Source organism: Lentisphaera araneosa HTCC2155, assembly GCF_000170755.1.
In the GTDB taxonomy this organism is placed as follows: Bacteria; Verrucomicrobiota; Lentisphaeria; order Lentisphaerales; family Lentisphaeraceae; genus Lentisphaera; species Lentisphaera araneosa.
Map to the genome: position 1 here is coordinate 1 of NZ_ABCK01000048.1, position 15,677 is coordinate 15,677.

The following is a 15,677-nucleotide window of genomic DNA, read 5'->3' on the forward strand; positions in this document are numbered from 1 at the left end:
AACGATCAATAAAACCAGCATAGAGCTCCATGATTTTTTTATCGCGCTGCTCTGAAGCCATCCTGCTCTCACCCGAACTCCCATAGTGACTCAAAGTATGCGGAGATAAAGAAATACCTAAACTTTTAATCACAGAGGCCACTGGCTGGCGGTAACTAATCACGCGAGTCATGTCGGCTTGCAGTGCAATAATCATCATATCATAAACTAGATTAACTTCTTTGGCACCATCCATACCTTCTGAGGGGGGAGCAAAAGGAGCTTGCTGCTTAGGTATATTAGCCCATGCTCTTTCGCGACTTAAAGTTTGCTCAATTTCTCTCACTGAGGTAAAGTACTGATCTAATTTTTCCGCATCTTCACTGGCAAGCTTTCGCTGCACGTTTTTAGCATCTTTATGAACAAGATCTAGGACACTCTTACGTTTATTTAAACGAGCTATGACAGTTTCACTAGAATCCCCCTTTTGAGCAAATAGGGTCTTATATAAATCCAATGGTGAGTTTAAAGCTGGCATGGAATGACCACGTTCATCGGAAGACAATGAGTAACCGCTGCCATGACCTGCACCTTGTCCTGGCATGTTATCATTACCAGATAAAACAAGCGAAGTAAAACGACACTCTTTGCCAATTGTTTTGGCGGCAATTTGATCACATGAAATACCGGCTTCATGTTCGCGGTAGCTACCACAACTCAAGTGATGATGACTCCCACCATGCGGATTACTCACTCCCAAATTAGTTAAATTTCTAACCATGGTGATATCATTTTTATGACGTTCCAAGGGCTTCATTGTATGAGTCAGACCAATCTCTGAAAACTTACCCGCCTGCTCAGGGAAAAAGCTTTTATTATCTTTCCCATGGTACGCGTGAGTAAAACCATAGCCTCCACCGAGAAAAACCATTCTCTTGAGCGCTGGGGCTGATTGTTTGGCTGCCATTGAATCTAGATAAGGCAAGGCCAATAAACAGCTAGTAGTTTTTAGAAATGAACGACGGTTTATTAAATTTGTTATAAGTGGCATAAGCTTTCTCTGTTTAATTCTTAATAAAAAGTGGACTTTCTATGACGGCGTAAATCATATCTTTTATACGGAAATTTTGCTCTTTGGTCTTAGAAATGATTTCATCGATGTGAGACATATCAGTAAACTCAATGTCTCTACCTAAACTATATACCAAAAGCGATTCAATCATATTGCGAGCTAGTTTCTCCTCGTATCCCACTAAGTGCTTGGTAAATTCCGAATAACTTTCAAAGGTTTTACCATCTGCAAATGAACCCGCAACTTTAATTGGAATCTCATCTCTAGAAACTCTTTCCGTCTCGCGCCAACGACCAATGACATCAAAGTTTTCTATCGCCAGTCCCATATTATCCATATCTCTATGGCAAGAGGCACACTGCACTTGTGATTGATGAAGTTCAACGAGTTTGCGCGTCGTTAAGACCTCATCGCTCTCTGCCCCAAGTTCTGGTACATTTGGTGGGGGAGGTGGAACTTCTTTATTCATGAAGCGATTAAGAAGCATCATACCACGAATTGTCGGTGAAGAGCGCTCCCCATTTGAACCCGACAATAAAAAGACTCCTTGAGATAGAAATCCTCCTCTAGGTGAATTTTTAGGAAGTGGCACTGATATAAATTCATTACTCGTCATATTAGGAATCCCATAAAGAGTCGCCAACTGCGCATTGATCGTAATAAAATCCGATTTTATGAGTGTTGCAATTGGTGAGTTACGACGAAGCATCTCTTGGAAATAATTGATGACTTCCTGCTTCATTGAATAACGTAAGCCCATATTGAAAGTCGGGTATTTCTTGGAGTTCACCGTTATATTATCAAAACGTGTGAAGTCGGCCCACTGACTCGCAAAACCTTCACTAAAATCTCGATAATCTGTTTTTGCCAGCAAACGATCAACTTCCGCTCTTTGTGCAAGCTCACTTACTGAGCCTTGATGGAATTTACTGTAGAGTTGCTTATCTGGTGGTGAGCTCGTAAGGAAGTAAGACATCCTGATAGCTTTATCTTTATTAGAGATTTCTTTCTGATTATCTTCATTTAGGAATAAAAAACTTGGCGAGGATAAAACAACGGCGAGAGTATCGATCAAGGCTTCCTCAAAACTAAGTCCAAGCGCTCTCTGGTTCTTATGAAATTCATTGAGGCCAAGTAAAAAGTCCTCTGAGGGCTCTTTGTGCCTAAACGCTTCATAAGTGAATTTTTCTAAAAGCTCGTTTACATTCTCATCATTCCAAACCATGCTGGAAGGTTTTTCAGGCGTCGGCTCCTCGGGACAAAGCAATTGATCAAAAAAACTTCTTTCAGCGGGATAATACGGCCCTTCACATTTAAATGAATCAATCCAAATAAGACCTTCTTTCTTAGCATCCACCCCCTCGTAGCGTTCGATAAAACTCAAGTAATGACTCAGCCATGCGCCTGAGCGATCTTCCGCTACATAGCCACCGATGCGATCTCTTAGAGTTTTTGGAGTGATTTCTATCGTACTTTCTGTGGGTTGATCTTCTGTACCATTAACGCGAATGACTCCCAAAAGGTTTTCGCTCCTACCTTCTTGTAGCCTCACATATCGCCGAAAAGCTGCGACTTGACCATAAACACCTGATTTAACGCTAATTTTATACTTAGCTCGAGGATCAATCTTGAAGCCATAGCTCAAATGACGGATTGGTTGCGCTAGATAGACACCAGTTTTGTATTTAGGCAGGCTAACATAGGCCTCCCTATCCCTAGATAAGCGGTAAACTTTACCTGATCCTTTGGGTTTGTGCGCATGTAAATCTAAAAACTTTTGCACGTGACCATTTGTGCGTTCTTCTGGTTGATTTTCTACTACTGCAAAAGCTTCTTTTTTACCCGCTAATTTAAAACTTGTTTTAAGAACCTCTCGCGCTAAATCGTAATAATGATCTATGTGCTTTGAGTTAAAATCTTGACGAACTCCAACGGTATCAAAATTTTGAACGCCTTCATCAACTGGAATTTGCTTTGCTTCCGGCTCAAGACCGAAGATATCTCTTATCGTCGCTGCATACTCACGTCGCGTTAGGCGACGCATGGTCACTTTGCCACCCCTAGAAGTCAAGTTCTTCCCTGCCGTAAACAAGCCTTCAGTCAACTCCTTGATAACCACTTCTAGCTCTTCTTTTTCGGGCTGAGGTTCTTCCTCCGGAGGCATATCACCGGTATTGAGCACATCTAAAATATCTTGATAATCAAAGGCTTCGAAACTATCAGAAACCACATAGTCAAGGTGATCAAAACGGGTACTTCCCTTTTGCTTCTTTTCTCCGTGACATGAGATACAATGCTTCTCAAGAAAGGGCTGTAAAGCCGATTTATTTAAAGCCGTTTCATGTACTCCAGGGCCGCTCTTCAATGCTTTTTGGCTTGATATTCTTTTATGTTTATTAGTCCCCTGCGACGAAGCAGTGTTCATCTTCTCGACATCTTTATTACAAGCCGCAAAGAGGAAAGATACTGCAGACGCTACTGTCAATATATTTATTAGTCGTAATTTCATCTATAACCTTTTTCTGTGACGCGCAAAAGCCTCAAAGCTTTAACTCGTCATAATCTGTTTGTTTATAAATATAAGTCGCCTTTTCCCCTGACCTTAACACAAAGAATAAACAAAAAGAGAAAATTGGGGAATTGTAGAGAAGAGCCTTAATTATCATCGAACTTTGAGCACTTTATTATAAATAAGCTCCTCATGAATTTTTCATTTCAGTGTTTAGATTGACTTCGCAGACAGCTTCTAGTATTGAGAATATAACATAAGCAAAGGATATACATGAACCATAGAACATTGCTCATAAACCTGATATTGGCGATCAATTTTTCCATCTATCCTCAATCCCCCACAAAACTACCTGCTTCTACTAATATCTTAATTATTCTTACTGATAACCAGGCCTACAATGAATTGAGTTTTAAGGGCCACCCAATAGTCCAAACCCCACATATAGATAAGTTGAGTAAGGAAGGTATCGATTTCACCAATTTTCATGCCCCTGCCTACTGCTCTCCTAGTCGAGCCGCGTTACTAACGGGTCGCCATCCACTGCGCTATGGTATTCACAACACCATTGGAGGAGTCTCCATCTTACATAAGCGAGAAAAGACTCTTGCTAATTTTTTCAAAGATGCCGGCTACAAAACTGCGATTTTTGGAAAATGGCATTTAGGTATGTCTTATCCATATGCTCCACGATTCCGAGGCTTTGAGGAGTCCTTTATCCATGGCGGAGGTGGTATCGGCCAGCTTGAAGATGCACATGGCAATACACATATCGATGCCCACTATTGGCACAATGGCAAACTCGTTCCAAGCAAAGGCTATTCATCAGACATCCTCTTTGATAAGGCTATTGATTTCATCGAAAAAAACAAAGATAAACCATTCTTTTGTTTTGTGTCAACACCTGCTACTCATGCTCCTTACCAAGAACATCCCGAGGCTGCCAAACGCATAAGAGCTAGGGGAATAACTACAGGTAACATAGCTCTTTATTCCATGATAGAAAATATCGATGATTGTGTCGGGAAAATATTAAAAAAGCTCGATGACCTAAAGTTAAAAGATAACACAATTGTGATTATTGCTACTGACCAAGGCTCCTTAAAGCGCTTTAGAGACACCCAGCCAAAAGATCTACATTCTCGAGTGTTTTATATGATGCGCTATCCGAAGGCCATCAAACCATCCACAGTCAACAATGATTTGACGGGAATGACTGATGTCCTGCCTACTCTACTCGACTTATGCGACATTGAAGTTCCAAATAACTTGGACGGTCGTAGTTTACGCCCCCTACTCTCAGGCTCCAAAAATTGGCAAGATGAACGTATCATCATTTTACAATGCCCAAGAAATCGTAAACGTACAAAATGGAAAAACGCCAAACTAATCACTCCTAATTATTATCTTGATGCATCCAAGCGATTATATGACCGAAGCAAGCAATTGGCAGATGTCACTCAGCAAATACCTGAGATACACCAACAAATCCTCAAAACATATGAGGATTTTTGGAAAAGCCTAGAATCAGAGAATCAATTAATTTGTCGCCATGAAATTGGTCTCAATCCAACACGCCTCTGCGCCATGGATTGGTATAAGGGGAGCTCACCATGGAATCGTAATAGTCAAAAACACAAGAAAGGCAGAGGTACTTGGGCTATTGAGGTCACCCAAGATGGACGCTACCGCTTTGAATTAAGTCACTACTCCCTCGAGGCAAAGAAAGCTATCGAAGCCACTAGTGTCGAAATAAATATTGGAGACAGCAAGGCTAGTACTAAACTTCTGAGTAATGATTATTCCGCTATCGTGGAACTAGATTTAAAAGCTGGAACTTATGATATGAATACACTATTCCATGATCAGAGTGGGACTAAATGGGGTTGTTTATTTGCCTACATTACTTTGATTAAATAAAAATCGTGGACCGCTGAGCTCCTGCTCGGCTAAGTCTTTGGACCGCTGAGCTCCTGCTCGGCTAAGTCTTTTCATATATCCCCACTTATTTATCTGCAATATGCCAAGCTGGTGCTTGGCGTACCCAGAAAAAATATCTTGCAGGGCCTCGGCCCGATCTTGCAGGGCCTCAGCCCGATCTAATCACTTTCTTTCATCATTTTTTTAATCTCCTGTTAAGATTGCCCCTCAAAACCTTCTTCTAAGTACAATTAAAAACTTAACGAGGACAGAAAATGAAATACCTACTTCTACTTTTAATATGTATTTCAGTCGGTGCTGAAGAACTGCTTGTTACGCCTAAACCTGACAAAGGAGTGTTCATTGATGAAAAGTTTTCACCTCCAAAGAAAAACTCCCGAATTCGACCCTCAAAAAACATGAATTGGGAAATCCTCAAGGGTGAATATGTGGGATCTCCAAAAGACACCACACTAACGAAGCTTCAAAGCCTCATGTACTTCTGGACTCCCAATCCACACAATGGCTTTGTGATGAAATTTCATTTTAAATTTCAGAAAAATAACGCTAACGCAGAATTTCATCTTGGACGTCATTACGCTAAACTTCGAATAAAAGGGAATCAGCTGGAGTTTTGCCGAGAAGAGCAGATAAATGGAAAAACCGAACGCATCACCCAGGATTTAGGCATTAAAATTTCACCAAATAGATGGAATCAATTTCACATAGAGACTTATAAAAATCGTTACGCCATCAAAATCAATGATCACAAAACGATCTTTACGGAGTCTATAAGTAACTCCCCCGAGATATATGGCGGACTGCGAATCATTGGAACAGGTACAGAAAAGTTCTATTTAGACAACATTGTTCAAAAAGCAATTATGGGACCCACCACCAATCTTGAAGATAAAATTGCCAACTACACCAGAGTGGGACCTAAACGGTCAGAAAATAATACTAGTACTTTAGCACACTCGGCCCCAGTTCAACCAAAAGGCGAGGACAAAAAAGAAGAAATCAAAACACCAACTCCCTCTGTAAGCCCGACTTCAAAGCCCATTAAAGTAAACAAGACCGACAAACTTATTCACATCTAAATCAATTTTTTAAAATAAACTCGGAATCACACCCATGAACTACTTAATCAAAGTAGCCCTCGCGCTATTTTTATTGGCACCTTCTTTTGCGCTCTTCGCAAAAGAAACAAAAAACATCCTCTTTATTGCGGGCAATACCAAGCATCGCCATGGCTTTCACGAATTTAAAGCGGGATCCATGCTTCTCGCCGATGCCCTCAATAAAAGTCAACTTGGTATTACCGCTCGAGTTCATTACTATGGCTGGCCTGAAGATGAGAGCATCTTTGATGAAGCTGACGCGCTTATTATCTATGCCGATAAAGGTGGTGAGCTTGCAGAAAAACATGACTTCCTCGATAAGAAAATCAAAGAGGGCATGGGCATCATGTTCATGCATTACGGCGTACACCCCACCAAAGAAGCTGGTGAGAAATATTTCAAAAAATGGATCGGTGGCTACTTCGATGACGAATTCTCCACTAACCCTTCTTGGATTGCCGACATCTCACCTAAAAAAGGCCATGCAGTGGCACGTGGTGTCGAACTTCCCCTAAAAGTCTATGACGAACTCTATTTCAATATGAATTTCAAAGAGGGTTGTAGCGATTGCTACCCTCTAGCTACGGCTACCCCCACAGCAGAAAACATGATCCGTTATGGTTCAAATAAATTCTGGAGCCAAAGTGCTGCCGATCAACTCGATAAGCCACAGGCACTCATTTGGTGTCACGATAGTAAAAATGCCGGACGTGGCGCAGGTTTTGTGGGTGGTCACTACCACAATAACTGGGCCGTAGATAACTACCGTAAACTCGTGCTCAATACAATTGCTTGGGTGGCCGGAGTTGATATTCCTAAGGAGGGAATAAAGTCCGCTAAAGTTACCAAGACCATGCTCAATCAAAACCTCAACCGCCCAGATTTCCCCGAGAAAATTGAACTCCCATCCCCTGAACTTCTCAAACAAGCCCCTGGCAAGCCCTACGCTATTGGCCCCGATGGTCGCGCCATTGACCCAAGAAAGAAAAAAAAAGCGTCTCTAAAAAGTAGCTCAGTACCTAAAAAAACAAGTCCCGTCAAGCTTGCCGTTGCCAGCAGTATTAACGAGGCCTTCCCCTGGCCTCCCGCTAAACTCCAACAAATGGAACTTGAACTCTTTAAAGCCGATGGCGAGCTCGAAGTCACACGCTGGGCTGAATCTCCACAGCTATACAATCCCACGAATATGGATATTGACCACATGGGCAATATCTGGGTGGCTGAAGGCGTCAATTACCGTCGAGAAAATATGGCCCGCCGCGAAGGTGGCGATCGTATTACTGTTCTCAGAGATACTAATGGCGATGGCAAAGCAGATTCGTCTCATACTTTTCATCAAAACCCCAACCTCTCCTGCCCACTTGGCATTGCCGTTCTCGATAATAAAATTGTCGTTTCTCAACCACCTGAACTCATCATCCTCACCGATGTGAACCGCAACCTCGTTTTTGACGAAGGCATTGATAAAAGAGAAGTTTTACTCACGGGCTTCAATGGTCGTCAGCACGATCACTCGCTTCATTCACTCACCGCTGGCCCCGATGGCAAATGGTACTTCAACGCAGGTAACTGCGGCGGCATTTTCACTGATAAATCTGACAAAACTTTCCGCATGAACACCAATTACCGTGGTGGTGCTCCGAAAGAATTTTTCTATACGCCAACTGACGAACTCGGCGGAGCTAAGAGTGACGACGGCTTTGTCTGGAGTGCCGGTTTTACTGTACGCATGAACCCCGATGGCACCAATGTAGAAATCGTTGGTCATGGCTACCGCAATTCTTATGAACAAACTATCAACTCACTTGGCGAGACCTTCCAGAGTGATAACGACGATTACTCAAGCTGCCGTAATTCCTATGTTATGGAATACGGTTCTGCTGGCTACTACTCTCTTGATGGTCAGTACAAATGGCAATCAGAAAAACGCTCTGGCCAATCCATCCCTCGCGCTCACTGGAGACAGGATAATCCTGGAACCTTTGATACGGGAGATGTGTATGGAGCGGGTGGCCCTACTGGCGTCGTCTTCTATGAAAACGGTGCTTTGGGTGACAAGTACAAAGGTCTCTACCTCTCATGTGAAGCCACGCGCAATATTGTCTATGGTTATTTCCCTAAGCAACAAGGCGCCAGCTATGATCTCAAACGCTTCGATTTCCTCTCAAGCCATGGCCATCAATCGACTGAACATTCACTCTGGTTCCGTCCCTCAGATGTAAGCATCGGGCCCGATGGCGCTATCTACGTAGCCGACTTCTATGATCCGCGCTCCGGCGGTCACGCCACACTCGATCCAACTGCATCTGGCGCAATCTACAGAATTGCTCCCAAGAACTTTAAACCCGTCATCCCCAAGCTCAATTTAAAAACGATTGAGGGACAAATCGAAGCACTCAAGAGCCCTGCCGTGAATGTACGTTATATCGGTTTCAGAGAACTTAAAAAAGCGGGTTCGAAAGCGTATGCGCAAGTCGCAAAACTCCTTGAACACGAAAATGAATTTATTGCGGCCCGCGCTATTTGGCTCCTCCCCTACCTCGGACAAAAGGGTATGGAACACTGCATAACTCTCTTGGAAGATGATCAGTCCAATAATCGCCTCGTTGCTTACCGTGCCCTGCGTCGTGCGGAATTTAAGATCCTTCCCTATGCAAAGATTCTAGCGAATGATTCGAACACCGCTGTACGTCGCGATGTGGCTCTTTCTCTGAGACATTACTCCACAGCTGAAACTGGGGATATCTTTATTGAGCTCATTAAGAACATGCCAGTAAAATACGACAAAAACTATGTCGAGGCCATTGGACTTGGTGCCACTAATAAAGAAGCGCTTCTTTGGAACTATCTCCAAAAAGAACTTAAGCAAAACGATCCTCTTAAATGGAACGAGCCTTTTGCCCGCATTACCTGGCGCTTCTGCACTTCCGCCGCTATTGAAGATTTAAAAACGAGAATCTCTAGTGATAAGCTCAGCCTCAAAGATCGTCAGTTTGCCGTGGAGTCCATGGCTTTTATCAACGACAAAGACGCAGCCGTCTCCTTAATTGATCTCGCCAAATCTGATTCACTCATCAAAGAAGACATGACTCATTGGATCTTTATGCGAAGACTCACTGCTTGGTCAAAACTCGATATTGCCGAAGAAGTCAAAGGCATCTATGACCCCGAAAAGCTCGTCATTAATTCAATGACTATCCCTGCTGAGCCAGAAATTAAAACTCTGAATCAAGAAAGCATCCTCGCCCTCGATGGAGATATTCAGCGTGGCAAAAACAAGATCATGGCTTGTACCATGTGCCACAATATCAATGGCGTCGGCCCAAATTACGGTCCCGTACTCAAAGGCTGGGCAAGTAAACAAACACTTGAAGCCACAATCAACGCCATTGTTGCACCTTCTGCGGGTATTGCCCATGGTTTCAAAGGCATGGAAGTCCTGCTCAAAGATGGTGAAAAAGTTCAGGGAATTCCCGATTCTAAGGGTGACCCCATGATCATGGTTTCAACGGGTGGCGTCAAGCAAATCATCCCACAAGAACGCATCGCTACCAAACTCCACATGAAGCAATCTCTTATGCTCTCCGCACAGCAATTAGGCTTGAGTGAGCAGGATATTGCCGATATAGTCGCCTACATGAAGAGCTGGAAGTAAATATGAAATTATTAAGTATGTGCGAAGCATGAATGAGAACTTAAAGATTTTTAACCGCCTGGTCCAGGAGTGGCAGCTCCTTACAGGAGAGCTCGAGAGGACAGAGTCCTCTCGTGTGCGCAGCACCATACCACTAAAACACCTCTCTTGCCCGAGATTTATGAGAAGATTGGGCTCTGCCCAAAACCCGATTAAGGGTACAAGCACCCTTAATAATCCCATCGCTTGTCGCTACGCTCCTACGCTTAACTTTGGCTTAAAAAAACACACTCAACCATCCGCCTGGTCAAGAGCCTTGCCAGACAGGTGGATAAAAATCATTTGCCCATACGGCAGTATCTTGCAGGGCTTGGGGCAGAGTACCGAGACTCTATGAGGGACGAGTCCCTCATACTCCCACCAAGGACTTGCCAGCCCTTGACCCGGCGGATAAATTAATAACTATCAAAATCAAAGGATATCCCCATGTACAAAGCTCTACTCTTTATATTTTTCTTAGTCGGCTTCAATGCCATGGCCAAAAAGCAGCCCAATATCATCTACCTCATGCTCGATGAATGGGGCTACTTTGAAAGTTCTCACATGAACAATAAGTACCTCATCACCCCAAATATCGATCAATTCGCGACCGAGGGCATGCGCTTCACTAATGCCTACGCAGGAGCCCCAACTTGTGGACCCACCCGCGCAGTATTGCTCACGGGAAAACACATGGGGCATACTTCCATGCGTACGAATGATGGCTACTCTGCCATTCGTGCTGATGAAACTACCCTCGGTTCCATGCTCAAGAAGAAGGGCTACGTCACTGGAGGCTTTGGCAAATGGGGCGTGGGTGCACGAGGGACTTCCGGCGTTCCCGAAAATCATGGCTTCGATCAATTCTTTGGTTATTACGACCAAGTGCATGCTCACACTTATTTCCCAGAATATCTCATCCATAATAGCAAAGAATTTCCCCTAAAAGGCAATTCAAATAAAGATCGCTATAATGGCGAAACTCACGCACAAAACGTCATTTTTGATGAGTCCATCAAATTCATCAAGAAAAACAAAGATGTCCCCTTCTTCTGTTATCTGCCCTGGACTCCTCCTCATGGTCATTGGGGCATTAAGAAAGACGATCCCTCTTGGCAACTTTTTAAAGATAGGCCTTGGACTGCTGGGCAGAGCCGTGATACTGATTCACGAGGCTACGCAGCTTTCATGCACATGGTTGATCGCCAAATCGGTGAGATCGCCTCACTCCTCAAAGAACTCGACATTGATGATAATACCGTATTCTTCCTCTGCGGTGATAATGGTGGCTCTGACTACTTCAAAACAAAGGATCATCCCCACGGTTTTTTTGCCCCAAATCTCAATCCCGAAACTGGCGAACGTTTTCGCGCCGGAAAAAGATCACTCTATGAGGGTGGACTCAAAGTCCCCATGTACGTTCGCTGGCCTGGAAAAGTTAAAGCTTCATCAGTGAGTGATCACCTCTTCTATTTCCCCGATATCATGCCCACACTTGCGGACATCGCAAAAACCGATCCACCCGAAACCGATGGCCTCACGATCTTACCTACACTCCTATCCAAAGATGGACAAAAAAATCATAAGTTCATGTACTGGGAATACTATAGGCAAACCGCGCTGCGCATGGACCAATGGAAACTCTACCGCACAGATAAAAAGAGTTCATGGGAACTCTACGACCTCTCAAAAGATATCCAAGAACTCCATAATATTGCCAAAGATCACCCCCAAGTTCTTCAAGAAATGATTGCCCTCACTGAAGTGGCTCATGAACCCATTCGTCCCGGCATCATCTACGATAAGCAATTAGCTTTAAAAGATCGTCCTAAGAGCAAAACGAAATAAAGTATTCACTTCTCTTTTATCCGCCCTTTATCCGCCTCTCAAGGTGGGCACACCTTGCAGGGATGGGGACGGAGTCCCAGTAATTGTAATATAACACAAGGGGGTGGTTATCGCCTCACTCCAGCGGGGAGGTATTGCCATACGAGCCCGGCTGTCACCGGGGGCGGATGAAAAGTATTTGCCCGTGTGACAGCACCTCCCCGCCGGAGTGAGGCGGTAGTAAACACCTTAATGAGTGTAAAAAACTGAAGCTCTGTTACGATTAACGATCTTTTATGCTTCTATTAAAACAATGATAAAAACAAAGATCAATTATGAAATATATCCTAAAACTCCTCCTTTCTCTACCGGCTCTACTATGTGCTGATCAAAAACCCAATATCATTCTCATCAATGTCGATGATATGGGCTGGACTGATATTGGAAGCCTGGGCAGTGAATATTATCAGACGCCCAATTTGGATCGGCTGATTGCCAATGGCATAAAGTTTAGCAATGCTTATGCGGGTGCCGCAAATTGTGCCCCGAGTCGAGCTTGTCTCATCTCTGGCCAATCCTCTCCCCGGCATGGAGTCTATACAGTTGGTAGTTCTGAACGTGGCAAGCCTGAGCAGCGCAAGCTTATTCCGACTCCAAATCAAATATTTCTTCCCCCAAATACGCGAACAATTGGTCACGCCATGAGCGATGCCGGTTACGAAACTATCACACTAGGCAAATGGCATGTGGGTGAAGACCCGCTTCTACAAGGCTTCAAATACAATGTGGGCGGCTGTCATTTGGGTGGTCCCTATAATGGTGGTTATCACAGTCCCTTTAAATTCCCCAATTGTGAAGCCAAAGAAGAAGGCACCTATCTCACAGACTACATAACTGGTCGCGCGATTGATTTCATCAAAGACAATGCGCAGAAACCCTTTTTCATGTACTTCCCCTTTTACGCTATGCATTCACCTCTTCAGGCTAAAAAAGATAAAGTGGCAAAGTTTAAAAATATCAAAACTTCAAAAGCTCACAATAATGCCATCTATGCCGCCATGCTCGAATCTCTCGATGAAAATATTGGCCGCTTAGTCAAAGTACTAGAAGAATTCAAACTCGACAAAAATACTCTCATTATTTTTACCACTGATAATGGCGGCGTTTGGAAGTTCTCCAAAAACTGGCCCCTACGTGCTGGCAAGGGTTCCTACTTTGAAGGAGGTATTCGCGTTCCAACTTTTGCTTATTGGCCCGGAAAAATCAAAGCGGGCTCCAGCAGTGACATCCCAATAACGGCCTTGGATATGTACCCAACGCTTCTTGATATTGCGGAAAGCGCAAAAAAAGAAAAGAAAATCCTCGATGGCGCAAGCTTTAAAGAATTGCTCTTTGGTCAAGCTCCAAAATTTGACCCCCAGCGCCCTCTTGTCTGGCATTTCCCCATCTATCTCCAAGCAGGTTACAATGAATGCCACGACATGGCTTTTCGTACCCGCCCTGGTTCTATTATTCGCATTGGTGATTGGAAACTGCATCAATACTTCGAAGATGGTCGCTTTGAACTCTACAATCTCAAAGATGATCTCAGTGAGCAAAATAACCTGGCGGCTAAACACCCCGAGAAAGTCGAAAAACTTCTCGCTCAACTCAATAAATGGCGCCAAGACATGAAGGCCCCCATACCAAGAGAACTCAATCCACAATACAAGGGCCAATAAACATGCGCCTCATTCTTCTCTTTTTAGCCCTCCCACTCTTTGGTGAAATCAGCTTTAAACAAATTGAAATTGCTTCTGGCTACCCCGTCAATTCTACTCGTGCCTGGGATTATAATAATGATGGGCACAAGGATATTCTTTACACTGGCAACGAGTATTTGAACTTAGCTTTGGGGCCTGAATACAAACCCGTCGAAGTCCTTAAAATGCCCGAGGGCTTCTCTCGTGCGATCCATAGTCGACTCATCGATATTGATGGTGATGGCGACATGGATTTGGTAGGCACTGACCGTGGCATCTATTGGTTGGAATGCCCGGAGAACCCCTTGGACCAATGGACCTACCATCAAATCACTTTAGACTTCTGGGGTATCCACTGCATCCTCATTCACGACTTTAATCGCGATGGCAAGCAGGATATCATCGTCAATAACTTCAATCCAAGCGAAAGAGCCCATCGTAATCCAATGTTTGGATCTCTTTACCAAAATTCTGTCCTCGCTTATCAAATTCCAGAAGATCCAAAAGATCTTAATCAATGGAAGCCCAATATCATTGTCGATGAAGAGGCTCCCGGTGGATCTCATTACTTCGACATCGTTGATTTGGATAACGATGGTAAGCAGGAATTTATGATTGGTGCGGTGGGTGGAAAAATTTTCACGGGTGGTCACTACTTCGCCATATGGAAAGAAGGGGATGATCCGGAAAAACCATGGAAGAAGATCAAGCACTTTGAAAATCAAACGGGGGCCTCGCACATCTATGGAGTCGATCTCAATAGCGACAACATCAAAGATTTGGTAGCTGCGCGTGGTCATGGCTTAGGTGTTCTTTGGTTCAAAGGCCCTAATTACGAAGCTATTGAAATTGATGCAAAGATCCAGGGACCTCATGCTTTTGATAAAGTTGATTTAGATGGTGATGGCGACATAGATATGGTGGCTACGGATAATGCCCTTAAACAACTCGTCTGGTATGAAAACGATGGCAAGGCAAACTTCACGAAACACATCATTTCAGAAAAGCAAAAAGGCTATGACCTAGACCTTCAGGATCTTAATGGCGATGGTAAAATCGACATCGTGGTCTCCGGCACTTCAGGCAAAGATGTAAGGGTCTATATACAGAATTAATTAAAAAAACATCCATAGATTCCTCAGATTCCTCAGATTCCTCAAATTCCTCAAATTCCTCAGATTCCTCAGATTCCTCAGATTCCTCAGATTCCTCAGATTCCTCAGATTCCTCAGATTCCTCAGATTCCTCAGATTCCTCAGATTCACACAGATTTCCTTTGATAAGTCATAGTGAAATTTAAACCACGAAACAAACTAAACAACACAAAAAAAACTCTGCGATTTCAGCGGCTCCGCGCGAGTTAATTCAGACTGCTGAAAATATAAAAAAAGACCTAAATCATTTCGTGGTTTTTTATGCTCTTTCCTGGTTATTATTTATAAGCGCTGTCCATGCCGAGTTGGGGGCTCAGCTATTACAATAGATAAAACTTAGTAAACTTCGCGACTTGGCGAGAAGAATTTTACTGACCTTCACATCTAATCCAATTCTTTGATAGATAACTTCCTATACCAAACGGGATGACCGTGATACTGCAGTCCAAAGTGACCTTTACGGGGCAAGTCTTTTAAAGGAATTTTAAATTTATTTTTAGAGCCATCAGGATTCTTTTTTGGTGTATCCCATTCTTCGATATTAAGGTTTTGAATTTCCACTCCATTTAAAACAACTTTGATGTTCGGCCCCTCGCAGGTGAGCACCATAGTGTTCCACTCACCATCTGGCTTAACCGTAATTGAACTGGGTTCTTTAGCATCGTAGAGAGAACCGACGA

The 15,677-nt window shown here is 43.5% G+C and carries 10 protein-coding genes; 7 read left to right on the plus strand and 3 right to left on the minus strand.

All coding sequences use genetic code 11. From position 1 onward, the window contains the following. Together LNTAR_RS23915 and LNTAR_RS23920 are read right to left on the minus strand one after the other, a co-directional pair. On the minus strand, positions 1–1,030 hold a 1,030-nt coding region (locus LNTAR_RS23915; protein WP_007281357.1), incomplete at its 3' end, for a DUF1552 domain-containing protein. A gap of 13 nt (positions 1,031–1,043) precedes the next feature. Continuing rightward, the gene (locus LNTAR_RS23920) at positions 1,044–3,560 is read right to left on the minus strand and encodes a DUF1588 domain-containing protein (protein ID WP_040915734.1); all 2,517 of its coding nucleotides are present in this window, start codon (positions 3,558–3,560) and stop codon (positions 1,044–1,046) included. Positions 3,561–3,833: 273 nt separating this feature from the next. On the opposite strand from LNTAR_RS23920, the gene LNTAR_RS23925 reads away from it, so the two are divergent. The 7 genes from LNTAR_RS23925 (at position 3,834) to LNTAR_RS23950 (ending at position 14,958) form a co-directional block, all read left to right on the plus strand. Then, positions 3,834–5,480, plus strand: coding sequence for a sulfatase-like hydrolase/transferase (locus LNTAR_RS23925; RefSeq protein ID WP_040915736.1), 1,647 nt, complete (start codon positions 3,834–3,836; stop codon positions 5,478–5,480). Between the two features lie 275 nt (positions 5,481–5,755). After that, the gene (locus tag LNTAR_RS23930; RefSeq protein ID WP_007281360.1) at positions 5,756–6,580 is read left to right on the plus strand and encodes a hypothetical protein; all 825 of its coding nucleotides are present in this window, start codon (positions 5,756–5,758) and stop codon (positions 6,578–6,580) included. Positions 6,581–6,614: 34 nt separating this feature from the next. Then, positions 6,615–10,256: a PVC-type heme-binding CxxCH protein gene (locus LNTAR_RS23935; protein WP_007281361.1), complete on the plus strand. Its 3,642-nt coding sequence runs from the start codon at positions 6,615–6,617 to the stop codon at positions 10,254–10,256. A 28-nt stretch (positions 10,257–10,284) separates the two neighbouring features. Next, positions 10,285–10,632, plus strand: a complete 348-nt coding sequence (locus tag LNTAR_RS27465) for a hypothetical protein (RefSeq protein WP_157473831.1) — start codon at positions 10,285–10,287, stop codon at positions 10,630–10,632. 89 nt (positions 10,633–10,721) lie between these two features. Further along, a complete protein-coding gene (locus LNTAR_RS23940) occupies positions 10,722–12,122 on the plus strand; it encodes an arylsulfatase (protein WP_007281362.1) in 1,401 nt (466 codons plus the stop codon). Positions 12,123–12,436: 314 nt separating this feature from the next. After that, entirely contained in the window at positions 12,437–13,822 is a 1,386-nt protein-coding gene (locus LNTAR_RS23945) for a sulfatase (protein ID WP_007281363.1), read from the plus strand. Between the two features lie 2 nt (positions 13,823–13,824). Further along, complete coding sequence (locus tag LNTAR_RS23950) at positions 13,825–14,958, plus strand: FG-GAP repeat domain-containing protein (protein ID WP_007281364.1); 1,134 nt, start codon at positions 13,825–13,827, stop codon at positions 14,956–14,958. A gap of 423 nt (positions 14,959–15,381) precedes the next feature. Here the strand turns inward: LNTAR_RS23950 and LNTAR_RS23955 are convergent. Continuing rightward, positions 15,382–15,677: 3-keto-disaccharide hydrolase (locus LNTAR_RS23955; RefSeq protein ID WP_007281365.1), on the minus strand; the 296-nt coding region annotated here is incomplete at its 5' end.

Bases quoted from the DNA above. Each gene is read 5' to 3' on its own strand.
- LNTAR_RS23925 (WP_040915736.1), top strand. From the start codon at position 3,834: ATGAACCATAGAACATTGCTCATAAACCTGATATTGGCGATCAATTTT.
- LNTAR_RS23920 (WP_040915734.1), bottom strand. From the start codon at position 3,560: ATGAAATTACGACTAATAAATATATTGACAGTAGCGTCTGCAGTATCT.
- LNTAR_RS23945 (WP_007281363.1), top strand. From the start codon at position 12,437: ATGAAATATATCCTAAAACTCCTCCTTTCTCTACCGGCTCTACTATGT.
- LNTAR_RS23935 (WP_007281361.1), top strand. From the start codon at position 6,615: ATGAACTACTTAATCAAAGTAGCCCTCGCGCTATTTTTATTGGCACCT.
- LNTAR_RS23950 (WP_007281364.1), top strand. From the start codon at position 13,825: ATGCGCCTCATTCTTCTCTTTTTAGCCCTCCCACTCTTTGGTGAAATC.
- LNTAR_RS27465 (WP_157473831.1), top strand. From the start codon at position 10,285: ATGAATGAGAACTTAAAGATTTTTAACCGCCTGGTCCAGGAGTGGCAG.
- LNTAR_RS23940 (WP_007281362.1), top strand. From the start codon at position 10,722: ATGTACAAAGCTCTACTCTTTATATTTTTCTTAGTCGGCTTCAATGCC.
- LNTAR_RS23930 (WP_007281360.1), top strand. From the start codon at position 5,756: ATGAAATACCTACTTCTACTTTTAATATGTATTTCAGTCGGTGCTGAA.